General features: G+C 72.8%; 18 protein-coding genes and 1 pseudogene. 6 read left to right on the top strand and 13 right to left on the bottom strand.

Annotated elements, in window-relative coordinates; all coding sequences use genetic code 11:
• Positions 1-4 precede the first annotated feature (4 nt).
• Complete coding sequence (gene mnmC / locus LOC65_RS04905; protein ID WP_230246813.1) at positions 5-1,924, top strand: FAD-dependent 5-carboxymethylaminomethyl-2-thiouridine(34) oxidoreductase MnmC; 1,920 nt, start codon at positions 5-7, stop codon at positions 1,922-1,924.
• Here mnmC and LOC65_RS04900 read toward each other — a convergent pair whose 3' ends face one another.
• Both LOC65_RS04900 and rpiA read right to left on the bottom strand, forming a co-directional pair.
• The gene (locus LOC65_RS04900; RefSeq protein ID WP_230246812.1) at positions 1,925-2,113 is read right to left on the bottom strand and encodes a hypothetical protein; all 189 of its coding nucleotides are present in this window, start codon (positions 2,111-2,113) and stop codon (positions 1,925-1,927) included.
• 114 nt (positions 2,114-2,227) lie between these two features.
• Positions 2,228-2,890: a ribose-5-phosphate isomerase RpiA gene (rpiA, locus tag LOC65_RS04895; RefSeq protein WP_230246811.1), complete on the bottom strand. Its 663-nt coding sequence runs from the start codon at positions 2,888-2,890 to the stop codon at positions 2,228-2,230.
• 56 nt (positions 2,891-2,946) lie between these two features.
• On the opposite strand from rpiA, the gene LOC65_RS04890 reads away from it, so the two are divergent.
• Positions 2,947-3,987, top strand: coding sequence for a quinone-dependent dihydroorotate dehydrogenase (locus LOC65_RS04890; RefSeq protein WP_230246810.1), 1,041 nt, complete (start codon positions 2,947-2,949; stop codon positions 3,985-3,987).
• Between the two features lies 1 nt (position 3,988).
• On the opposite strand, the gene LOC65_RS04885 is transcribed toward LOC65_RS04890, so the two are convergent.
• The 6 genes and pseudogenes from LOC65_RS04885 to LOC65_RS04860 form a co-directional block, all read right to left on the bottom strand.
• Positions 3,989-5,212: a LanC-like protein gene (locus LOC65_RS04885; protein WP_230246809.1), complete on the bottom strand. Its 1,224-nt coding sequence runs from the start codon at positions 5,210-5,212 to the stop codon at positions 3,989-3,991.
• A 211-nt stretch (positions 5,213-5,423) separates the two neighbouring features.
• Positions 5,424-7,193, bottom strand: coding sequence for a PTS fructose transporter subunit EIIBC (locus tag LOC65_RS04880; protein WP_230246808.1), 1,770 nt, complete (start codon positions 7,191-7,193; stop codon positions 5,424-5,426).
• Positions 7,190-8,160: pseudogene (locus tag LOC65_RS04875) on the bottom strand (1-phosphofructokinase family hexose kinase). Before LOC65_RS04875 ends, LOC65_RS04880 begins: the two are co-directional and overlap by 4 nt.
• Entirely contained in the window at positions 8,157-10,673 is a 2,517-nt protein-coding gene (gene ptsP / locus LOC65_RS04870; RefSeq protein ID WP_230246807.1) for a phosphoenolpyruvate--protein phosphotransferase, read from the bottom strand. The pseudogene LOC65_RS04875 and the gene ptsP overlap by 4 nt, the downstream one beginning before the upstream one ends.
• Positions 10,674-10,794: 121 nt before the next feature.
• On the bottom strand, positions 10,795-11,436 hold the full coding sequence (locus LOC65_RS04865) for a CoA transferase subunit B (protein WP_009857852.1): 642 nt from the start codon (positions 11,434-11,436) through the stop codon (positions 10,795-10,797).
• Between the two features lie 10 nt (positions 11,437-11,446).
• Complete coding sequence (locus LOC65_RS04860; protein ID WP_009857851.1) at positions 11,447-12,151, bottom strand: CoA transferase subunit A; 705 nt, start codon at positions 12,149-12,151, stop codon at positions 11,447-11,449.
• A 104-nt stretch (positions 12,152-12,255) separates the two neighbouring features.
• Between LOC65_RS04860 and LOC65_RS04855 the strand changes: the two genes are divergently transcribed.
• Positions 12,256-12,801, top strand: a complete 546-nt coding sequence (locus LOC65_RS04855) for a PAS and helix-turn-helix domain-containing protein (RefSeq protein ID WP_009857850.1) — start codon at positions 12,256-12,258, stop codon at positions 12,799-12,801.
• A gap of 16 nt (positions 12,802-12,817) precedes the next feature.
• Positions 12,818-13,492 (top strand): glutathione S-transferase, encoded by a 675-nt coding sequence (locus tag LOC65_RS04850; protein WP_009857849.1) that lies wholly within the window; start codon positions 12,818-12,820, stop codon positions 13,490-13,492.
• A gap of 7 nt (positions 13,493-13,499) precedes the next feature.
• Here the strand turns inward: LOC65_RS04850 and LOC65_RS04845 are convergent, their stop codons facing one another.
• From LOC65_RS04845 to LOC65_RS04835, 3 genes are read right to left on the bottom strand one after another with little or no spacing between them, the layout of a single operon-like run.
• Positions 13,500-13,922: a thioesterase family protein gene (locus tag LOC65_RS04845; RefSeq protein WP_009857848.1), complete on the bottom strand. Its 423-nt coding sequence runs from the start codon at positions 13,920-13,922 to the stop codon at positions 13,500-13,502.
• Positions 13,923-13,968: 46 nt separating this feature from the next.
• The gene (locus tag LOC65_RS04840) at positions 13,969-14,628 is read right to left on the bottom strand and encodes a YceH family protein (RefSeq protein ID WP_230246806.1); all 660 of its coding nucleotides are present in this window, start codon (positions 14,626-14,628) and stop codon (positions 13,969-13,971) included.
• 12 nt (positions 14,629-14,640) lie between these two features.
• Positions 14,641-15,423 (bottom strand): SDR family oxidoreductase, encoded by a 783-nt coding sequence (locus LOC65_RS04835; RefSeq protein ID WP_009857846.1) that lies wholly within the window; start codon positions 15,421-15,423, stop codon positions 14,641-14,643.
• Positions 15,424-15,443: 20 nt separating this feature from the next.
• Here LOC65_RS04835 and LOC65_RS04830 point away from each other — a divergent pair, with 20 nt between their 5' ends.
• Positions 15,444-16,622, top strand: a complete 1,179-nt coding sequence (locus tag LOC65_RS04830; RefSeq protein ID WP_405048239.1) for an NAD(P)/FAD-dependent oxidoreductase — start codon at positions 15,444-15,446, stop codon at positions 16,620-16,622.
• Positions 16,623-16,693: 71 nt separating this feature from the next.
• Positions 16,694-18,370, top strand: a complete 1,677-nt coding sequence (locus LOC65_RS04825; protein ID WP_230246804.1) for an electron transfer flavoprotein-ubiquinone oxidoreductase — start codon at positions 16,694-16,696, stop codon at positions 18,368-18,370.
• 65 nt (positions 18,371-18,435) lie between these two features.
• Here the strand turns inward: LOC65_RS04825 and LOC65_RS04820 are convergent, their stop codons facing one another.
• Together LOC65_RS04820 and LOC65_RS04815 are read right to left on the bottom strand one after the other, a co-directional pair.
• A complete protein-coding gene (locus tag LOC65_RS04820; protein WP_230246803.1) occupies positions 18,436-20,424 on the bottom strand; it encodes a prolyl oligopeptidase family serine peptidase in 1,989 nt (662 codons plus the stop codon).
• 5 nt (positions 20,425-20,429) lie between these two features.
• A complete protein-coding gene (locus LOC65_RS04815; RefSeq protein ID WP_230246802.1) occupies positions 20,430-21,227 on the bottom strand; it encodes an enoyl-CoA hydratase in 798 nt (265 codons plus the stop codon).
• Positions 21,228-21,242: the final 15 nt, after the last annotated feature.

Genomic DNA, 21,242 nt, shown 5'->3' with positions numbered 1-21,242 from the left:
ACGCATGAAGACCGAACCCGTCGTCCCGGCGCGCATCGAGTTCGACACCGCCGGCCTGCCGCACGCGCCGGACTTCGGCGACGTCTACCACGCCCAGGTCGGCGCCTTCGAGCAGGCGCGGCACGTGTTCCTGGCCGGCAACGGCCTGCCCGGGCGCTGGGCCGGGCAGCGGCGTTTCGTCATCGCCGAGACCGGCTTCGGCCTGGGCAACAACTTCCTCGCGACCTGGGCCGAATGGCGCGACGACCCGGCGCGCTGCGCGCAGCTGGTCTTCGTCAGCGTCGAACGCCATCCGCCGACACGCGCCGACCTCGCGCGCGCGCTGCGCGGCTCGCCGCGGCCGGAACTCGCCGCCGAACTCGTCGCCGCCTGGCCGCCGGCGACACCCGGCCTGCACCCGATCGACTTCGACGGCGGCCGCGTGCGCCTGCTGCTGGGTTACGGCGACGCCGCGGCGCTGCTGCCCGAGCTGCGCCTGGTGGCCGACGCGATCTACCTCGACGGATTTGCGCCCGGCCGCAACGCCGCGATGTGGTCGGCGACGGTGTTCCAGGCGCTGGCGCGGCTGTCGGCGCCGGGCACGACGGCGGCCACCTGGAGCGTCGCACGCGCGGTGCGCGACGGGCTGGCAGCGGTCGGCTTCGAGCTCGAACGCCGCGCCGGCATCGGCGGCAAACGCGAGATCAGCGTCGCACGCTACGCGCCGCGGTTCGTGCCGCCGGCACCGCCGCGCGACGCGGCAGCCGTGCCGCAGGCGCGTGACGCGGTCGTCGTCGGCGCCGGACTGGCCGGTGCCGCGGTCGCCCAGGCGCTGGCCGCCGAAGGGCTGGCGGTGACGGTCTTCGAGCGCCGCGCCACGCCCGGCGCCGAGACCTCGGGCAACCCGGCCGGCATCTTCCATGGCACGGTGCACGCGGACGACGGCCCGCATGCGCGGCTGCTGCGGGCCGGCGCGCTGCTGGCCACGCGCACGTACTCGCCGCTGTTCGACGCCGGCCGGGTGCCGGGCTCGACGCGTGGCCTGCTGCGGCTGGACAGCGGGCCGGTGGACGCGATGCAGGCGCTCGCCACACGCGCCGGGCTGCCGGCCGACTGGGTGCAGGCACTCGACACCGACGAGGCCTCGGCACTCGCCGGGCTCACGCTACCGTCACCGGCCTGGTTCTATCCGGGTGCCGGCTGGTGTTCGCCGGCGGCGCTGGCGGCGCACTGGATCGCGACGCCGGGCGTGCGTTTCGTCGGCGGCACCGAGGTCGCGCGCCTGGAACGTAGCGCCGACCGCTGGCGCCTGCTGGACGCAGCCGGCGGCACGCTGGCCGAGACGGCGATCGTCGTGCTGGCCAACGCTTCCGACGCCGCGCGCCTGGCCGCGCCGTGGATGCCCGAGGCCTGCGCCTGGCCGCTGCAGCGGGTGCGTGGCCAGGTCAGCGCCTGGATGGGCCCGCGTGCGCCGCTGGCGCTGCCGGTGGCCGGCGGCGGTTATGCGCTGCCCGGTCCCGACGGTGGTGTCGTCTTCGGCGCCAGCAGCCAGGCCGGCGACGAAGACCCGGCGCGACGCGACGCCGACCACGCCGACAACCTCGCCAAGCTGAAGCGCCTGACGGGGTTGGAGCCGCCGGCAGACGCCCGGCCCTGGCCCGGCCGGGTCGGCTGGCGTCTGGTGGCGGAGGACAGGATGCCGATCGTCGGCGCGCTACCGGCGGTGCTGCCGGCGCATCGTGCCGAGCAGCCGCGGCGCTGGCCGCGGCACGAGGGGCTGATGGTCTGCACCGCGCTGGGCAGCCGCGGCATCACGCTGGCGCCGCTGGCCGGCCGGCTGGTGGCGGCGATGGCCACCGGCGCGCCGTGGCCGCTGGAGCAGGACCTGGTGGACGCCGTCGACCCGGCGCGTTTCGCGGCGCGCGCGCTGCGGCGCCGGGGCTGATCAGTCTTCGCGCTGGCCTTCGGCGGCCGGCGGCGGGGTGTCGGCGGAGCCTTCGGCCGTCTGGGCCTGGTTGTCAGGCGCGTCGTCGTGCTGCGACGGGCTGGCCTTGCGCGAGGCCTTCTCTTCCTTCTTGCGCTTCTTCGCGAGTTCTCGCTGGCGCTTTTCGAAGGCGTAATTGGGTTTGGCCACGGGCGGTCCTTTGATCAGGGGGCGCCATTATGGAGCCGCGCACCGGGCGCGGGCTCCGCAATGGCGCGGGTTTGAGAAGGGCCAAGCTCGACGCCCGGCCGCCCTCGGGAACGGTCAGAAACGCAGCGTGCGCACGCCGTCGGCGGTGCCCAGCAGGCACAGGCTCGCCTTGTGGCGCGCGAAGATGCCCACCGTCACGACGCCCGGCCACTGGTTGATCTCGGTCTCCATCGCCAGCGGGTCGGTGATCTTCAGGCCGCGCACGTCGAGGATCGGCTGGCCGTTGTCGGTCGTCACGCCCAGGCGCAGCGTCGCGGTGGCGCCCATCGCCTCGAAGCGACGCGCGATCTGCGGCGCGGCCATCGGGATCACCTCGACCGGCAGCGGGAAGCGCCCCAGCGTGTCGACGAGCTTGCTCTCGTCGGCGATGCAGACGAAACGTTCGGCCAGGTCGGCGACGATCTTCTCGCGCGTCAGCGCCGCGCCGCCGCCCTTGATCATGTGGCCGTGATGGTCGATCTCGTCGGCGCCGTCGACGTAGACCGGCAGCGGCCGGTCCAGCGCCGCGGCCTCGACGACCGGGATGCCGTGGCGGCGCAGCCGTTCGGTGCTCTGCACCGAGCTCGACACCGCGCCGGCGATGCGGTCCTTGATCTTCGCGAGCGCGTCGATGAAGTGGTTGACCGTCGATCCCGTGCCCACGCCGACCAGCGCGCCCGGGACGACGTGCTCGATCGCCGCTTGGGCGACCAGGGCCTTGAGTTCGTCCTGTGTCATGGGCGCCGATTATCCGCGCCGGCCGGGCGCGACACCGTTTGCGACAATCGCCGCCCATGTCCCTGCTGCCCTACGGCCTGGCCCGCCGCTTCCTCTTCGGCCTCGACCCCGAAGCCGCCCACGACCTGACGATCTCCGGCCTGGCCCGGCTGCAGGACACGCCGCTGCGCTGCGCCTGGAGCGAGACGCGCATCGACGACCCGGTCACCGTCGCCGGCCTGCGTTTCCCCAACCGCGTCGGCCTGGCCGCCGGGCTGGACAAGAACGGCCGCTGCATCGACGCGCTGGGCGCGATGGGCTTCGGCTTCATCGAGGTCGGCACCGTCACGCCGAAGCCTCAGCCGGGCAACCCGAAGCCGCGCATGTTCCGCCTGCCGGAGGCCGAGGCGCTGATCAACCGCATGGGCTTCAACAACGACGGCCTGGCGGCCTTCGTCGCCAACGTGCAGCGGGCCAAGTCCTTCCGCGCCGCCGGCGGCATCCTGGGCCTGAACATCGGCAAGAACGCCGCGACGCCGATCGAGCGCGCCGTCGACGACTACCTGATCGGCCTGGACGGCGTCGCGCCGCACGCCGACTACGTGGCCGTCAACATCTCCAGCCCGAACACGAAGAACCTGCGTGCGCTGCAGAGCGACGAGGCGCTCGACGCACTGCTGGGCGCACTCGCCGCGCGCCGCGACGAAATCGCCGGCACGCTGGGCCGGCGCGTGCCGATGTTCGTGAAGATCGCGCCCGACCTCGACGAAGCCCAGGTCGACGTCGTCGCCGCGACGCTGCGCCGGCACAGGCTGGACGGTGTCATCGCCACCAACACGACGATCTCGCGCGAAGCCGTGCAGGGCCTGCGCCACGCCGAGGAAACCGGCGGCCTGTCCGGCCGGCCGGTGGCCGAAGCCAGCAACCGCGTCATCCGCCGCCTGCGCGCGGCGCTGGGCGCGGGTTTCCCGATCATCGGCGTCGGCGGCGTGATGAGTGGCGACGATGCGCGCGCCAAGCTCGACGCCGGCGCCGACCTGGTGCAGATCTACACCGGGCTGATCTACCGCGGCTCCGGGCTGGTCGGCGAAGCGGCGCGCGCGCTGGCGCGCCGCTGACTCAGAACACGTCGAGCAGCGGCAGCCGGGCGCGCCCGGCCAGCGCCTCGGCCAGCACCCAGGCGACGCCCAGGTCGCCGGTCCACAGCGACGGCCGGCCGCGGCCGTAGTGCTCGCGTGCCGCTTCCACCTGCGCCGCGGCGTGGGCCAGCATCGCCAGGCCACGTTCGCGCCAGCGATCGTCGCCGCTGCGCTCGGCCAGGCGCAGCAGCGCGAGCGCGTTGCCGGCGGTGCCATGGCACAGGCTCGGGCCCTTGTTCAGCGGGCCGGCGAGCCAGACCGCTTCGCCGGCGGCGAGCAGCAGTCCGTCCCACTCGGACGTGCGCGGCGCGTCGGCCAGCCGGGCCAGGATGCCGGGCGAACCGTGGCAGTCCTGCAGCAGCGGCAGCCGGCCGGCGACCCGCGCGGCGTCGATCATCGGGTGCCAGTTCCAGGCGCCGGCCTGCTCGCCTTCGCCATGCAGCGCGGTCGCGGCCAGCGTCGTGTACGCGCCGTCCAGCAGCGACGCAACCGCGGCCTCGGGCACCAGGCGGCGCGCACGCAGCGCCAGGTAGACGTTGCCGGCCAGCCCGTGACCGGCACCCAGCCAGCGCACACGGCGGCCGTAGAGGTCCTGCTCCCAGACCGGCGTGCCGGTCTCGGGGTCGGCGATGAGCGTCGCCTGCAGCCGCGCGACGGCGGCTTCGGCCAGCAAGCGCCAGCGCGTGCCGCCCTCCTGCTCGGCCAGATGCACCGCGGCCAGCGCACTGCCCGGGAAGCTCCACAGCGACTCCAGCGACGGGTGATCGAGCTGCGCCGTCAGCAGCGCCTCCAGCCGGTCCAGCGTCGCGGCGTCTTGCGTCACCTGCCAGGCCAGCAGTTCCAGCCCGGTGTCGCCGAGCCAGAAGGAACCTCTCTCGTCGGGCTTGCGCACGGCGGCGTTGCGCTCGACGAGGCCGTCGAGCAGGCGGTCTTCCAGGGCCCGGCGCTGCGGCGAGTCGGCAACGGCGCCGTCCTGCACCAGCCGGCGCAGCGTCCACAGCACGCCGCCGGCACCGTCGTAGAGCGCGTGGCGGTGGTCGTCGGGCGACTCCGGGTCGTCCAGCGGGTGGGCGGGCCAGCCGAGCGCGTCGGCTTCGTCCAGCGCCGAGGCGACGATGCGGGCCAGCGACTGGCGGGCCGCGGCCTCGGACCAGGCCGCCGCCAGCGGCTCGTGGCGCGAAGGGTCGAGAAGAACCACGCTCACTGGAGCACCCTACGGCCTGGCGGCCGGTCCCGCCAGGCGGGAATGAGCCCCGGACAAGTCCTGAGGGCTCACTGGGGCACCCTTCGGCCTGGCGGCCGGTCCCGCCAGGCGGGAATGAGCCCCGGACAAGTCCTGAGGGCTCACTGGGCACCCTTCGGCCTGGCGGCCGGTCCCGCCAGGCGGGAATGAGCCCCGGACAAGTCCTGAGGGCTCATGCCGCCGCCGGCGCGACGACGCGGCGCTTGGCGATCGCCAGCGCCGCCACCGAGACCGCGGTGCCGACCACCAGCGCGACGACGAAGCTGCCCAGGTGCGTCACCGCGTTCGGGATCGGCAGCACGAAGACGCCGCCGTGCGGCACCTTGAGCTGCACACCCATCGCGAGACAGATCGCGCCGGCCACCGCCGAGCCGGCGATCAGCGACGGGATCACGCGCAGCGGGTCGCGCGCCGCGAACGGGATCGCGCCTTCGGTGACGAAGGCCAGCCCGAGCACGAAGGCGGCGTTGCCGGCTTCACGCTCCTCGGCGGTGAAACGCGAGGGCAGCAGCTTGCAGGCCACGGCCAGCGCCAGCGGCGGCGTCATGCCGGCGCACATCACCGCGGCCATCGGCTCGGTGACGTTGGCTGCGATCAGCGTCGTGCCGAAGACGTAGGCCGCCTTGTTGATCGGCCCGCCCATGTCCACCGCCATCATGCCGCCCAGGATCAGCCCGAGCACCACGGCCGACGCGCCCTGCATGCCTTGCAGCCAGGTGGTCAGCGCCGCCAGCAGCGTCGCCGCCGGCGCGCCGACGACGTAGTACATCAGCAGCCCGGTCGCCGCCGTGCCCAGCAGCGGCAGGATCAGCACGGGTTTGAGGCCCTCCAGCGTGCGCGGCAGCTTGATCGCCTTGTTCAGCCACAGCACGCCGTAGCCGGCGATGAAGCCGGCGACGATGCCGCCGAGGAAACCGGCGCCGATCGCCCCGGCGATGACGCCGCCGGTCATGCCCGGCGCGATGCCCGGCCGGTCGGCGATCGAGTAGGCGATGTAGCCGGCCAGCGCCGGCACCATCAGCGTGAACGCGCCCTTGGCGCCGATCTGGAACAGCGTCCAGCCCAGCGTGCCCTTGTGCACGTCCTCGTAGACGTAGATGCCGCCGAGCGCGAAGGCGATCGCGATCAGCAGCCCGCCGGCGACGACGAAGGGCAGCATGAAGGACACGCCGGTCATCAGGTGCTTGTAGACGCCGGTGCGTGCCGCCGGGGCAGCGGCCGACGCCGACGCGTCCGGCGCGGCCTCGCCGCCGTGCACACGCGCCTCGGCCAGCGCACGCTTGATCAGGCCGGCGCCGTCGCCGATCGCTGGCTTGGTCGGCGACTGGAACAGGCGCTTGCCGGCGAAACGCGACAGCTCGACCTGGCGGTCGGCGGCGATCAGCACCAGGTCGGCAGCGGCGATCTCCTCGGCCGTCAGCGCATCCTGCGAGCCGACCGAGCCCTGGGTCTCGACGCGGATCTGGTGGCCCAGCGCCTTGGCGCCTTCCTGCAGCCCTTCGGCGGCCATGAAGGTGTGCGCGATGCCGGTCGGGCAGGAGGTGATAGCGACGATCTTCAGCGCCGCCAACGCCGGCGCCGCAGCCGGCGAGACGGGTGCCGGCGCGGCCGGCCGCGGCGCGCTGGCTGCCGCCGGCGTCGCCGCCGCGGCGCCGGCCAGCACGAGCACGGCGCGGGCGTCGTGCAGCACCTCGGCCAGCGTCGCGGTGTACGGCGACAGGCCGTCGAAACGTGCGTCGGGCCGCAGGTCGCCGACCAGCAGCACCGCATGCGCCTCGTGCAGCGCGGCGGCGTCCAGCGGGTCGATCACACCGTCCTCGGTGTGCAGCTCGACCGCGATCGTGCGCCCGGCTTCGCGCGCGGCGCGCTTCAAGGCCTCGCGCACGAGGTAGGCGTGGGTGCCGCGGTCCCCGGCACCGACGACGGCAACGATGTGACTCATGTTCTGCTCCCGGGGGCCGCGGCCCAGACGTCCAGCGGCTGCGGCCGCACCGCGGCGGCCAGGGCATCCAGTTCGGCGGCCGGCGGCAGGTGCGCACCTTCGCGCCCCAGCTTGCCGGCGGCAAAAGCCGTCGCACGCCGCGCCAGCGCGTCCAGCGCCAGGCCGTCGGCCAGCGCCGAGGTGATGCCGGCGACCATCGCGTCGCCGGCGCCGACCGTGCTGCCCGTCGCCAGCCGCGGCGGCGCCGCCTGCAGCGCGCCGTCGGCGCTGACGAAGGCCGCCCCGTCGGTGCCCAGCGACACGACGACCAGCGTGATGCCGCGTGCGACCAGCGCCCGCGCCGCGTCGACCAGCGCCGCGCGTTCGTCGAAGCGCCGCCCGGCCCAGGCTTCGAGCTCGGCGCGGTTCGGTTTGACGGCGTGCGGCAGCGCGCCGGGCGGCAAGGCGAGCACGGCGTCCAGCGCCGCGCCGCTCAAGTCGGCGACGACACGTGCGCCGCGCCCGGCCAGCGCCGCGGCCAGGCGCGCGCTGGTGTCGGCAGCCAGCCCCGCCGGCTGGCTGCCGGAGATCACGACCAGCTCGCCGGCACCGACCTCGGCCAGGCCGGCGAACACCGCCCCGGCGTCCGCCGCGGCCGCCGTGAAGCCCGGCAGGTTGACGTCGGTGGTGCGGCCGCCGGTCTCCAGCAGCTTGACGTTGGTGCGCGTCGCGCCGGCACGCGGCGCAGCCGGTCGGCGATGCGCTTGGCGGCGAAGAGCTGCTCGAAGATCGCCGCGTTGTCGCGGCCGAGCAGCCCGTGCAGCTCGACCGCCTGGCCGGCATCGGCCAGGCAGGAGGCGACGTTGACGCCCTTGCCGCCGGCGTCATGGCGCACGGCGAGCGCGCGCACGACTTCGCCGGGCACCAGGCGTTCCAGCGTCACCGTCTGGTCGATCGCCGGGTTGAAGCTGACGCAGCGGATCGTCATGCGCTCTCCCCGCCGTCGGCCAGCGCACGCACCGCGGCGGCGTCGGGCGCCGCCAGCGCCTGGCGTGCCAGCGCCTGCAGCGCCGGCAGCTCGGCGGCGCGCAGCCGCTCCTTGACCGCCGGGATGTCGCGCGGCGTCATCGACAGCTCGTCGACACCCAGGCCGGCGAGCAGCGCGGCGCCGTGCGGATCGCCCGCCAGGCCGCCGCAGACGCCGACCCAGCGGCCGTGCAGGTGCGCGCCCTGCACCGTCAGCCCGATCAGCCGCAGCACCGCCGGGTGCAGGCTGTCGGCCTCGGGCGCGAGCACCGGGTTCTGGCGGTCGATGGCCAGCGTGTACTGCGTCAGGTCGTTGGTGCCGATGGAGAAGAAGTCGGCGTGCTGGGCCAGGTCGGCGGCCAGCAGCGCCGCCGAGGGCACCTCGATCATGATGCCCAGCGGCAGCTTGGGCGCCTGCAGCTCCTCGCGGATGCGTTCGCAGGTCTCGCGCAGCGCCAGCAGCTCGGCGGCCGAGGTGATCATCGGGAACATCACCGAGATCGGTGCGCCGTCGCGGCCGGCGCGGTACAGCGCGCGGATCTGCGGCACCAGCAGCTCGGGCCGGCGCAGCAGCAGGCGCGCGCCGCGCACGCCGAGGAAGGGGTTCTCCTCGCGCGGCAGCTCCAGGTGCGCGACCTGCTTGTCGCCGCCGATGTCCAGCGCGCGGATGACCAGCGGCCGGCCCTGCAGCGCGTCGGCCATCGCCTTGTAGGCCTGGTACTGGTCTTCCTCGGACGGCGTCTCGCCGCGTTCGAGGAACAGGAACTCGGTGCGCATCAGGCCGACGCCTTCGGCGCCCTGGGCGATGGCGAACGCGGCCTGGTCGGCGAGGTTGATGTTGGCGCCGATAGCGACCGTGTGGCCGTCGCGCGTGCGCGCCGGCAGCGCACGCGCCTCGGCGGCCTGGGCGCGGCGCGCCTCCTCGGCGGCGATCCAGGCGCGCGCCGAGGCCAGATCGGCGTCCGACGGCGCCAGGAACAGCCGCCCGCCGCTGCCGTCGACGATGGCCGGCGCGCCGGCTTCCAGCGCCGCCAGCGCGGCCCCGGCGCCGACCACCGCCGGCAGCCCCAGCGTGCGCGCCAGGATCGCGGTGTGCGAGGTCGGCCCGCCCTGCGCGGTGACGATGCCGACGACACGCTCGGCGTCCAGCCCGGCGGTGTCGCTGGGCGTCAGGTCCTCGGCGACGAGGATGCTGCCGGCCGGCACCTCGGCGGCGGCCGGGCGCGCCAGCGCCGGGTCGATCTGCGCCAGCACGCGGTGGCCGACGTCGCGCAGGTCGGTGGCACGCCCGGCGAGCACGGCGTTGCCCAGCGAGGCCAGCCGGCCGGCGGTGTCCTCGACGGCGGCGTGCCAGGCCCAGGCGACGCCGTGGCCTTCGACGAGGTGCTGCGAAGCCAGCGTGATCAGCGCCGGGTCGTTCAGCAGCTCGGCCTGGGCGCGGAAAATCGCCGCGTCGGCGGCGCCCAGGCGGCGGCGGGTGTCGTCGGCGACGGCACGCAGTTCGTCGCGGGCACGCGCCAGCGCGCCGTGCAATCGGTCGGCGGCCTCGACCAGGTCGACCGGCTCGTCGGGCACGACCATCGGCCCGGCGTGCAGCCGGTGCAGCCGGCCGATCGCCAGCCCCGGCGACGCGCCGACCCCGGTGACGGCCTCGGCCGCGCCCGGCGGCTGCCAGGCGCCGGCGGCGGCGCGGCGCTTGCGCTCGGCCTTCTCGGCGTCGGCCTTCTCGCGCGCGCTCAGGCCGGCGAGCACGATGCGCAGCGTGGCCAGCGCGTCGGCGGCGTCGGGGCCGTCGGCCGAGACGGTGACGGTGTCGCCGCAGCGCAGGCCCAGCTGCAGCAGCGCGATCAGGTTGCGTGCGTCGGCGGCTTCGGCGCCATGGCGCACGCGCACGCGGGCGGCGAAGCGGCGTGCGGTCTCGGCCCATTCGGTGGCCGGGCGCGCGTGCAGGCCGCTCGGGTAGTCGACGACCCAGTCGAAGCGGCGCGCGAAGTCCTCGGCCGGCGCGTCGGCTTCGTCGGGCGCGACCTCGACGCCGGCCAGCGCGCGGATCAGCGCGTCGGGGTCGTCGGTGCGCGCCAGCATCGCCAGGCGCGCGTCGTCGGCCATCAGCCGCGTCAGCCGGCGCAGGATGCCGATGTGGGCGTCGGAGCGCGCGGCGATCGCGACGACCAGATGGGCGCGCTGGCCGGCGTTCCATTCGACGCCGTCGCGCACCTGCAGCACGGCGATGCCGTCGCGCTGGATCAGCTCGCGCTCGTCGACCATGCCGTGCGGGATGGCGATGCCCTTGCCGAGGAAGGTGTCGGCGGCGGCCTCGCGGCGCAGCATGCTGGCCTCGAAAGCCGGGCGCACGCAGCCGGCGGCGGTCAGCAGGCCGGTGGCCTGGCGGATGGCGTCGGCCTTGTCGGCCACACGCGCGTCCAGGCGGACGAGTTCGCGCGGCAGCAGGCCGCTGGCGTTGAAGGTGGACACGTCAGAACTCCGTCGGTTTGACCTGCGACGGTAGCGCAGGCGGCCGTGGCCGGCGAGTTCCGACGATCCCGGATGGTCGTCGTGCGCGGGCCGCGCACGACGACCCGAAACACGGTAAACGTTATTGCAGTGGCACGCCGGTCTTGGCCTGCAGCTCGTCGCGCGTGACGCCGGGCGCCATCTCGACGACCTTCAGCCCGTGCGGCGTGACGTCGAGCACCGCGAGGTCGGTGATGATGCGGTCGACGACGCCGACGCCGGTCAGCGGCAGCGTGCACTGCGGCAGGATCTTCAGCTCGAAGCCCGAGCCGTCCTTCTTCTTCGCGACGTGCTCCATCAGCACGACGACGCTGCGCACGCCGGCGACGAGGTCCATCGCGCCGCCCATGCCCTTGACCATCTTGCCGGGGATCATCCAGTTGGCCAGGTCGCCCTTGGCGCTGACCTGCATCGCGCCGAGGATCGACAGGTTGATCTTGCCGCCGCGGATCATCGCGAAGCTGTCGTGGCTGCCGAAGATGCTGGAGCCGGCGATCGTCGTCACCGTCTGCTTGCCGGCGTTGATCAGGTCGGCGTCGACCTCGTCCTCGGTCGGGAACGGGCCGATGCCGAGCATGCCGTTCTCGCTCTGCAGCCAGACCTCGATGTCCTCGGGCACGAAGTTGGCCACCAGCGTCGGCAGGCCGATGCCGAGGTTGACGTAGAAGCCGTCCTGCAGTTCCTGGGCGGCGCGCGCCGCCATCTCGTCGTGGGTCCAGGCCATGATCGCTCCTTCAGGCGGTCTTCTCGCGGATCGTGCGCTTCTCGATGCGCTTCTCCGGGTGCGGGTTGTGCACCAGGCGGTGCACGTAGATGCCGGGCAGGTGCACCTCGTCGGGGTCGAAGCTGCCGACCGGCACGATCTCCTCGACCTCGACGACGCTGACGCGCCCGGCCATGATCACCGCCGGGTTGAAGTTGCGCGCCGTGCGGCGGAACACGAGATTGCCACTCTCGTCGGCCTTCCAGGCCTTGGCCAACGACACGTCGGGCACGATGGCGCGCTCCATCACATAGAGCTTGCCGTCGAACTCGCGGGTCTCCTTGCCTTCGGCGACCAGCGTGCCGACGCCGGTGCGCGTGAAGAAGGCCGGGATGCCGGCGCCGCCGGCCCGCAGCTTCTCGGCCAGCGTGCCCTGCGGCGTGAACTCCAGCTCCAGCTCGCCGGCCAGGAACTGGCGCTCGAACTCCTTGTTCTCGCCGACGTAGCTGGAGATCATCTTGCGGATCTGGCGCGTCTCCAGCAGCTGGCCGAGGCCGAAGCCGTCGACACCGGCGTTGTTGGAGACGACGGTCAGATCCTTGACGCCGCTGTCGCGCAGCGCGGCGATCAGCGCCTCGGGGATGCCGCACAGGCCGAAGCCGCCGACGGCCATCAGCTGGCCGTCGTGCACGATGCCGGCGAGCGCGGCCTGCGCGCTCGGATAGAGCTTCTTCATCGGGACGCCTCTCGCACTCAGGGAAACCGAGGCAGCGTACTACGTAAGGGGTTAAGTAGTCGTTACGTAGAATTGACTACGGATCTGCCCCGAAGGACCTCGCGATGCAGACGCTGGACTACCGCACCGCGTTCGAACTGGCGCCGATCGGCCTGGTGATCAGCCGCGAACGCGTGATGATCGACTGCAACGCCGAGATGCTGGCGATCTTCGGCGCCGTGCGCGAGCAGATCGTCGGCCAGTCCTTCGAGGTGCTCTACCCCACCGCGGCCGAATACGAACGCACCGGCGAGCGCATCGTCGAGATGCTCGACGCCCAGGGCCGCTACGCCGACGACCGCATCATGAAGCGCGCCGGCGGCGAACTCTTCTGGTGCCACGTCTCGGGCCACGCGCTGGACACGCGCGCGCCGCACGCGGCGGGCATCTGGTCCTTCGAGGACCTGTCGGCGCGGCGCGTGCTGAAGGTCGACTTCACGCCGCGCGAACGCGAGATCGCGGCCCTGGTCATCGAGGGCCACACGAGCAAGGAAATCGGCCGCAAGCTGGCGATCAGCCCGCGCACGGTCGACGTCTACCGCGCACGGCTGATGCGCAAGACGGGCGCGGCGACGACGCCCGAACTGGTCAACAAGCTCCTCAACGGCTGAACCTGGAGAACAACGCATGATCGTCGTCCACCACCTGGAGAACTCGCGCTCGCAGCGTGTGCTGTGGCTGCTCGAGGAACTGGGCCTGGCTTACGAAGTGAAGCGCTACGAGCGCGACCGCGAAACGATGCTCGCGCCGCCGGAACTGAAGCGTGTGCACCCGCTGGGCAAGTCGCCGGTGATCGTCGACGGCGCGGTGACGGTGGCCGAGACCGGCGCCATCGTCGAGTACCTGCTCGACACCTACGACCCCGAAGGCCGCCTGCGCCCGCCGCCGGCCACCGAGGCGCGCCGGCGCTTCACCTACTGGCTGCACTTCGCCGAAGGCAGCGCGATGCCGCCGCTGCTGATGAAGCTGGTCTTCGACCGCGTGCGCAGCGCGCCGGTGCCGTTTTTCATCAAGCCCGTCGTCAAGGGCATCGCCGACAAGGTGACGGGCAGCTTCATCGCGCCGAACATCGCCGCGCAGCTGGCCTTCATGGAAGCCGAACTGAGCGCCCGCCCCTGGTTCGCCGGCGAGGCCTTCAGCGCCGCCGACGTGATGATGAGCTTCCCGCTCGAAGCCGCGGCGGCCCGCGCCGGGCTCGACGCCCGCTATCCGAAGCTGCAGGACTGGCTGAAGCGCGTGCACGCGCGTGCCGCCTACGGCCGGGCGCTGGAGCGTGGCGGGCCGTATTCGATCATCGGCTGAGGCGCGCTCAGCCGAACAGCGCGCGCACCGACTCCGGCAACGGCACCGCCTTCTTCGCCGCGTAGTCGGTCCACACCGTCTTCGCGCCGCCTTCGGCGTAGACGACGCCGGGTTCGCCGACACGCTCCATCACGACGTAGGTGTCGAAGCTCGTGCGCCCGGGGTTGGCGATGTAGTGGCGCGCCAGCACCTCGCCGGGGAACTCGAGCTGGCGCACGAAGTTGCAGAACGCGTTGACGATCACCGGGCCGCTGCCGTGGCTGGGGTGCGCCGGGCCGCCGATGCGGTACAGCCACTCCAGCCGCGCGATCTCCAGGTAGCGGAAGTAGACGGTGTTGTTGACATGGCCCATCGCGTCCATGTCGCCCCAGCGGATAGTGATCACCGTCTCGTGGGTCAGGGTCTTGTGTTCGGGCAGCGTGAAACGCATGGCGGTCTCCAGCGTCGCCCGGCCTGCCCGCGGCCGGGCGCGGGGTTCAATCGGTGGCCGACACGCCCAGCTCGCGCGCCAGCCGCTCGACCAGCACACGCAGGTCGGCGACCTCGGCCGCCAGCCGGGCCTGCTCGGCCTTCAGCGCCGACAGCTCGCCGGCCGACACCGCTTCGGCCGGCAGCGCCGCGGCGCCGGCAGGCCAGACCGGCTGCGCGACCTCGCCGCACAGCCGATGCGCCCAGCGCGACTCGCGTTCGCCCGGCGCACGCGCCAGCTTGACGACCTTGGGCGGCTGCTTCTCGGCCAGTTCCTCCAGGAAACCTTCGACCGAAGAGATGTCGGCGAAACGGTGCAGGCGCTCGCTGTTCAGGCGCAGCTCGGCCGCGGTCTGCGGGCCGCGCAGCATCAGCACCGCCAGCAGCGCGACGGCCGCACCCGGCACGCCGAGGCCGCGCGCGGCGTTGTGGTCGAAACGCACGACGCGGCTGCCGCTGACCTCGTTGACGAGCGCCAGCGACTTCAGCCCTTCCAGCGCCGCCAGCACGTCGGCGTCGGCGGCTTCCATCACCGGCTGGCGCGCGGTCTTCTGGTTGCAGCCTGCGACCAGCGCGTTCAGCGACAGCGGATAGGTGTCGGGCACGGTGTGCTGCTTCTCGACGAGCACACCGAGCACACGCGCTTCGAGCGGGGTCAGGTCACGCATGCTGCACGCCCCTCAGACGCCGAAGCCGTCGTCGGCGGAGATCACCGCGCCGTTGACGAAGTGGCTCTCGTTGGCGCAGAGCATCATCAGCACGGCGTCCAGGTCCTCGGGTTTGCCGACACGCTTGCGCGGCAGCATGTCGACCAGCTTGCGCCCGGCCTCGGTCTGCCAGTGGTGGTGGTTGATCTCGGTGTCGATGTAACCCGGGCAGATGGCGTTGACGTTGATGCCGTGGCGGCCCCATTCCAGCGCCATCGCGCGTGTCATGTGGATCACCGCCGCCTTGCTCATCGCGTAGACGCCGATCTGGCCCAGCACACGCAGCCCGGCCATCGACGCCACGTTGACGATGCGCCCGCCGGTGTAGGTGCCCGGCGCCTGGCCGCGGCTGCGCGCGATCATGCGTTTGGCCACCGCCTGGGCGACGAAGAAGGCGCCGCGGGTGTTGGTGTCCATCACGTAGTCGTAGTCCTCGGGCGTGACGTCGACCAGCTTCTGCGTCGTGCTGACGCCGGAGTTGTTGACCAGGATGTCGATGACACCCATCTCGGTCTCGGCATGGGCCACGGCCGAGGCGATGCTCGCCGGGTCGGTGACGTCGAGCGTGACGACGTGGGCGTCGCCGCCTTCGGCCTCGATCTCGGCACGCAGGGTCTTCAGGCGTTCGACGCGGCGCGCGGCGAGCACGACGCCGGCACCGGCTCGTGCCAGCGTCTTCGCGAAGCTCGCGCCCAGGCCGCTGGAGGCGCCGGTGACGAAGGCGACGCGGCCGGAAAGGTCGATCTGGTAGCTCATCGGTGGAGTCCTGGTTCGGTCTGTCGGGGCGCGGGCACGATAGCACCGAAGCCGTGGCCGACAATCGGCCCATGGACCGTGTCGAAGTCGTCGTCGTCGGGGCCGGGGTCGTCGGCCTCGCGGTGGCGCGCGCGCTGGCGTGCGCCGGGTCGGAGGTGCTGATCCTCGAGCGCGAGGGCGCGATCGGCAGCGGCGTCTCGTCGCGCAACAGCGAGGTCGTGCACGCCGGGCTCTACTACCCCGCCGGCAGCCTGAAGGCACGGTTGTGCGTGGCAGGCCGCGAGCGGCTCTACGCCTATTGCGCCGAACGCGGCGTCGACGCGCGCCGCTGCGGCAAGCTGGTCGTCGCGACGACCGCGGCCGACCTGCCCAAGCTCGACACGATCGAGGCCCGCGGCCGCGCCGCCGGCGTCGCCGACCTGCAACGCCTGTCGGCCGCCGAGGCGATGGCGATGGAGCCGGCACTGGCCTGCGCCGGCGCGCTGTGGTCGCCGTCGTCGGGCATCGTCGACAGCCACGGGCTGATGACCGCGCTGCTGGGCGACGCCGAGAACGCCGGCGCGATGCTGGCGCTGCGCTCGCCGTTCGCCAGCGCGCGCCGCGACGGCGACGGCTGGATCGTCGGCACCGGCGGCGACGAGCCCTTCGAGCTGGCGACACGCTGGATCGTCAACGCCGCGGCGCTGGACGCCCAGCAGGTCGCGCACGCGATGCAGGGCTTCCCGCCGGCGGCGATTCCGCCGACCTGGCGCGCCAAGGGCCACTACTTCTCGCTCGCCGGGCGGGCGCCGTTCTCGCGCCTCGTCTACCCGACGCCGGTCGACGGCGGCCTGGGCGTGCACCTGACGCTGGACCTGGGCGGCCAGGCGCGTTTCGGCCCCGATGTCGAATGGCTGGCGCCCGGTGCCCCACTGGACTACGCCGTCGACCCCGCGCGCCGGGCCGGCTTCGAGGCCGACATCCGGCGCTACTGGCCGGGCCTGCCGGCCAGTGCGCTGCAGCCGGCCTACAGCGGCATCCGGCCCAAGATCTCGGGCCCCGGCGAGCCGGCGGCCGACTTCGTCATCGCCGGCCCGGCCGAGCACGGCGTGCCGGGCGTCGTGCAGCTCTTCGGCATCGAGTCGCCCGGGCTTACCGCGTGCCTCGCGCTCGCCGACGAGGTGGCCGGGCGCATTGTCCCTTTCGCGACCTCAAAATAGAACGACCGTTCGTTTTTCGGGGCCCGGACTTATAGAATGCGCGCGGCCTCACCCAGGAGACAAAGGTCAAGATGCGCTCAGAAGAAATCCTCGAGCAGTACGGTCCGCGCGAGGCGATGGAGTACGACGTCGTCGTCGTCGGGGCCGGCCCGGGCGGGCTCGCGGCGGCGATCCGCCTCAAGCAGCTGAACCCCGAGCTCTCGGTCGTCGTGCTCGAGAAGGGCAGCGAACCGGGCGCGCACGTGCTGTCCGGCGCGGTGATGGACCCGCGTGCGCTGACCGAGCTGATCCCGGACTGGAAGGAACGCGGTGCGCCGCTGAACCAGCCCTGCGCCGAGGACGAGGTGCTGTTCCTCAACGCCAACGGCAGCCACCACGAGGCGCCGTCGTGGCTGATCCCGGGCTGCCTGCACAACCACGGCAACTACATCATCAGCCTGGGCGCGGTGACCCGCTGGATGGCCGCGCAGGCCGAGGAGCTGGGCGTCGAGATCTTCCCCGGCTTCGCCGCGGCCGAAGTGCTGTACGGCGAGGACGGTCACGTTCGTGGCGTCGCCACCGGCAACATGGGTGTCGGCAAGGACGGCCAGCCGCACGACGGCTTCCAGCTCGGCATGGAGCTGCTGGGCAAGTACACGATCTTCGCCGAAGGCGCACGCGGCCACCTGGGCCGTCAGCTGATCAGCCGCTTCGAGCTGGACAAGGGCCGCGACCCGCAGACCTACGCCATCGGCATCAAGGAGCTGTGGGAAGTGCCCGAGTCGGTCGCCAGGCCCGGCCTGGTGCTGCACAGCGCCGGCTGGCCAGTCGACGAGCAGACCTACGGCGGCGGCTTCCTGTACCACATGGAAGGCAACCAGGTCGCGCTGGGCTACGTCGTCGGCCTGGACTACCAGAACCCCTGGATCAGCCCGTTCGAGGAGATGCAGCGCTGGAAGACGCACCCGGCGATCCGGCGCCACCTCGAAGGCGGCAAGCGGGTCGGCTACGGCGCCCGCGCGATCACCGCCGGCGGCCTGCTGTCGGTGCCCAAGCTGGTGTTCCCGGGCGGTGCGCTGGTCGGCTGCGAAGCCGGCACGCTGAACGCCGCGCGCATCAAGGGCAGCCACGCCGCGATCAAGACCGGCATGCTGGCCGCCGAGGCCGCCGCCGCGGCCATCGCCGCCGGCCGCGCCGGTGACGAGCTCGAGGCCTATCCGCAGGCCTTCCGCACCAGCTGGCTCCACGAGGAGCTGGACGCCAGCCGCAACTTCAAGACCTGGTTCAAGAAGGGCAACACGGTCGGCACGCTGATGACCGGCATCGAGCAGTGGCTGCTGCCCAAGCTGGGCATGAAGAGCCCGCCGTGGACGATCCACCGCCACGCGCCGGACCACGTGCGGCTGCACGCGGCCAGCCAGGTCGAGCCGATCGCCTACCCCAAGCCCGACGGCCAGCTGACCTTCGACCGCCTGAGTTCGGTGTTCCTCAGCAACACCAACCACGAGGAGAACCAGCCGGCGCACCTGACGCTGAAGGATGCGTCGGTGCCGGTGGCGGTGAACCTGGCGCGCTACGCCGGCCCCGAGAGCCGCTACTGCCCGGCCGGCGTCTACGAGTTCGTCGCCGCGGCCGACGGCGGCGAGCGCCTGCAGATCAACGCCCAGAACTGCGTGCACTGCAAGACCTGCGACATCAAGGACCCGACGCAGAACATCGTCTGGGTCACGCCCGAAGGCGGCGGCGGGCCGAACTACGCCGGCATGTGAAGCCGCACGCGGCATGAAGAACGGCGGGCCTGGGCCCGCCGTTTTTCGTTGGGGCGCCGCCCGGCTCAGCGCGCCAGCAGCACCTGCTCGGCGAAGCGCACGAAGGCGTAGAAGCGCCAGTCGGCGTTCTCCTTGCGCTGGAAACCGTGGCCTTCGTTCTCGGCGCGCAGGTACCAGACCGGCGTGCCGTTGGCGCGCACCTGGGCGACGATCTGCTCGGCCTCGGTGTAGGGCACACGCGGGTCGTTGAGGCCCTGGACGACGAACAGCGGCTTGCGGATCTTCGCCGCGTTGGTCAGCGGCGAGATGCGGTCGAGGAAGGCGCGCATCGCCGGGTCGCGCTCGTCGCCGTACTCGGCGCGGCGCAGGTCGCGGCGGTAGCTCTCGGTGTTCTGCAGGAAGGTCACGAAGTGCGAGATGCCGACGTCGTCGACCGCGCCGGCGATGCGGTCGGCGTAATGCACCGCGCTGGCCAGCGTCATGTAGCCGCCGTAGCTGCCGCCGGCGACCAGCACACGCGAGGCGTCCAGCCCCGGCTGCGTGGCGATCCAGTCCAGCAGCGCGCCGATGTCCTTCACCGAGTCCTCGCGCTTGTAGCCGTCGTCCAGCGACAGGAAGGTCTTGCCGAAACCCGACGAGCCGCGCACGTTGGGCTGCACGATGGCGACGCCCAGCTCCTGCAGCAGGTAGTTGTAACGGCCCATGAAGCCGACGGTGGCCTGGCCCTCGGGGCCGCCGTGGATCTGGATCAGCACCGGGCGCGGGCCGGTGAACCGCGCCGGCGGGCGGTGCAGCAGGCCGGAGATCGTGCGGCCGTCAAAGCTCGTCCAGCGCACGATCTCGGCCTCGCCGAAGCGCGACACGTCCAGGCCCGGCGGCACATGGGGCGTGGTCCAGTCGGCGACCGCGCCGCCGGCCAGGCGCAGCGAATGCAGCCGGCTCGGGCCTTGCGCGCTGTTGGTCGAGAACGCCAGCTCGTCGCCGCGGCGGTCGAAGGCCGCGCTGCCGATGCTGCCGGCGGGCAGCGGCGGCAGCGCCAGCTCCTTCAGCGTGCGGCCGTCGAGCAGGCGCAGCTCGTCGCGGCCCTCGACGTTGGCCTGGAAGGCGATCCAGCGCCCGTCCTCGCTCGGTGCGACGCCGCTGACGTCCCAGGGGATCTGCGACGTGAGCCGCGTGATGCGGCCGTCGGCCAGCGACAGCAGCATCAGCTCGCGGAACTCGCCGGCGCGGTCGCTGAGGAACAGCAGCCCCGAGCCGTCGGGCCGGAAGGCGACCGGGAAGTGCGAGGCTTTCAGCGTCTCGCCGGGCGCCGGCAGCACACGCCGGCGTTCGCCGCTGGCGAGGTCGACGAGCCAGGCTTCGGACTCGGTGGCCGAGACATAGCGTGTGATCGCCAGCGTGCGGTCGTCGTGCGAGATCGCGCCGCCGAACCAGCCGGCGCCGGGCAGCACGGCGATCTGGCGCCGGCCCTCGGGCGAGAGCGGGTCCATCAGCCACAGCGTCGTGTCGATCGCCGCACGTTTGCCGCCGTCGGCGGTGCGGTCCAGCGGCACCGCGCCGTAAACCAGCTTGGACGCGCCATGCAGCCAGCCGATGGGATCGTGGCGCTGGTCGGGGTCGGTCAGCAGCGTCGCCTGGCGCGTTGCCGGGTCCAGGCGGTAGAGCTGCGTCGCTTCGTTGCCGCCGCGGCCGCGCGCGAAGACGATGTAGCGGCCTTCACGCGGCTCCCAGCTGGCTTCGGCCACAGGGTCGGGCTCGGCGGTCAGACGTTCGAGCGCGGCGCCGGGGGCGGCGGCACGCCAGAGCTGGGCCGTGGCGTCGGTCTCGGCGCGGTGCAGCACCAGCATCTCGCGCCGCGTCGGATGCCAGTCGGCGAAGCCGTGGCCGCGGAAGTCGTTGTAGCGCTGCACACGCTCGGCCAGCGACTGCGGGATCGGCGGGATGCCCTGCACCACGAGGTTGGCGTTGGGCGCGACCGTCGCCTCGGTGGCCGGTGCGCTGGCACAGCCGGCCAGCACCAGCGCGGCGGCGGCACAGGCCGCCGAAAACAGCATTCGTCTCATCGTTCTCCAAGAGCCCAGGAGGGCTTGCGTTTGTCGATGAAGGCCTGCACGCCTTCGAGTGCGGCCGGGTCCATCATGTTGCAGGCCATCGTGCGGCCGGCGTCTTCGTAGGCCGCGGCGATGCCGGTCTCGACCTGACGATAGAACAGCGCCTTGCCGGCGGCGATCGCGACCTGCGGCTTGGCGACGATGGCGGCGACCAGGCGCTCGACCTCGGCATCCAGTGCTTCCGGCGCGGCGACGCGGTTGACCAGACCCTTGGCGCAGGCTTCGTCGGCACCGATGAACTCGCCGGTGACGAGCATCTCGAAAGCCGCCTTGCGCGGCAGGTTGCGCGCCAGCGCGACGCTGGGCGTCGCGCAGAACAGGCCCAGGTTGACGCCGCTGACGGCGAACTTCGCGTCGCGCGAGGCGACCGCCAGGTCGCACATCGCGACCAGCTGGCAGCCGGCTGCGGTGGCGATGCCGTGCACCCGCGCGACGACCGGCACCGGCAGCTTCTGGATCGTCAGCATCATGCGTGCGCAGGCCGCGAACAGGCGCTCGTAGTAGGCCAGCGACGGCTCGGCGCGCATCTCCTTCAGGTCGTGGCCGGCGCAGAAGGCGCGGCCGGCGGCGGCGATGACGACCACACGCGCCGTCGTGTCCTCGGCGACACGTTCCAGCGAGGCCTGCAGCGCCGCGATCATCGCCTCGGACAGCGAGTTGAAGGCCTGCGGCCGGTCCAGCGTCAGCGTGACGACGCCGCGCTCGTCCTTCTCGTGCCGCAGCAGCGGTTCTTCGGTCATCGACATCTCCTGGTCAGGCTC

The organism is Rubrivivax sp. JA1055, from assembly GCF_020966565.1.
Classification (GTDB): Bacteria; Pseudomonadota; Gammaproteobacteria; order Burkholderiales; family Burkholderiaceae_C; genus Rubrivivax; species Rubrivivax benzoatilyticus.
Note: the sequence above shows the minus strand (reverse complement) of the source record. Positions and strands in the feature narration are given on the sequence as shown.

What these genes read in the sequence shown, in the direction of transcription:
- rpiA (WP_230246811.1), bottom strand. Translation starts at nt 2,890, where the DNA reads ATGACACAGGACGAACTCAAGGCCCTGGTCGCCCAAGCGGCGATCGAG.
- LOC65_RS04835 (WP_009857846.1), bottom strand. Translation starts at nt 15,423, where the DNA reads ATGAGCTACCAGATCGACCTTTCCGGCCGCGTCGCCTTCGTCACCGGC.
- LOC65_RS04855 (WP_009857850.1), top strand. Translation starts at nt 12,256, where the DNA reads ATGCAGACGCTGGACTACCGCACCGCGTTCGAACTGGCGCCGATCGGC.
- LOC65_RS04820 (WP_230246803.1), bottom strand. Translation starts at nt 20,424, where the DNA reads ATGCTGTTTTCGGCGGCCTGTGCCGCCGCCGCGCTGGTGCTGGCCGGC.
- LOC65_RS04815 (WP_230246802.1), bottom strand. Translation starts at nt 21,227, where the DNA reads ATGTCGATGACCGAAGAACCGCTGCTGCGGCACGAGAAGGACGAGCGC.
- LOC65_RS04880 (WP_230246808.1), bottom strand. Translation starts at nt 7,193, where the DNA reads ATGAGTCACATCGTTGCCGTCGTCGGTGCCGGGGACCGCGGCACCCAC.
- LOC65_RS04865 (WP_009857852.1), bottom strand. Translation starts at nt 11,436, where the DNA reads ATGGCCTGGACCCACGACGAGATGGCGGCGCGCGCCGCCCAGGAACTG.
- LOC65_RS04860 (WP_009857851.1), bottom strand. Translation starts at nt 12,151, where the DNA reads ATGAAGAAGCTCTATCCGAGCGCGCAGGCCGCGCTCGCCGGCATCGTG.
- LOC65_RS04825 (WP_230246804.1), top strand. Translation starts at nt 16,694, where the DNA reads ATGCGCTCAGAAGAAATCCTCGAGCAGTACGGTCCGCGCGAGGCGATG.
- LOC65_RS04845 (WP_009857848.1), bottom strand. Translation starts at nt 13,922, where the DNA reads ATGCGTTTCACGCTGCCCGAACACAAGACCCTGACCCACGAGACGGTG.
- LOC65_RS04840 (WP_230246806.1), bottom strand. Translation starts at nt 14,628, where the DNA reads ATGCGTGACCTGACCCCGCTCGAAGCGCGTGTGCTCGGTGTGCTCGTC.
- LOC65_RS04850 (WP_009857849.1), top strand. Translation starts at nt 12,818, where the DNA reads ATGATCGTCGTCCACCACCTGGAGAACTCGCGCTCGCAGCGTGTGCTG.
- LOC65_RS04890 (WP_230246810.1), top strand. Translation starts at nt 2,947, where the DNA reads ATGTCCCTGCTGCCCTACGGCCTGGCCCGCCGCTTCCTCTTCGGCCTC.
- mnmC (WP_230246813.1), top strand. Translation starts at nt 5, where the DNA reads ATGAAGACCGAACCCGTCGTCCCGGCGCGCATCGAGTTCGACACCGCC.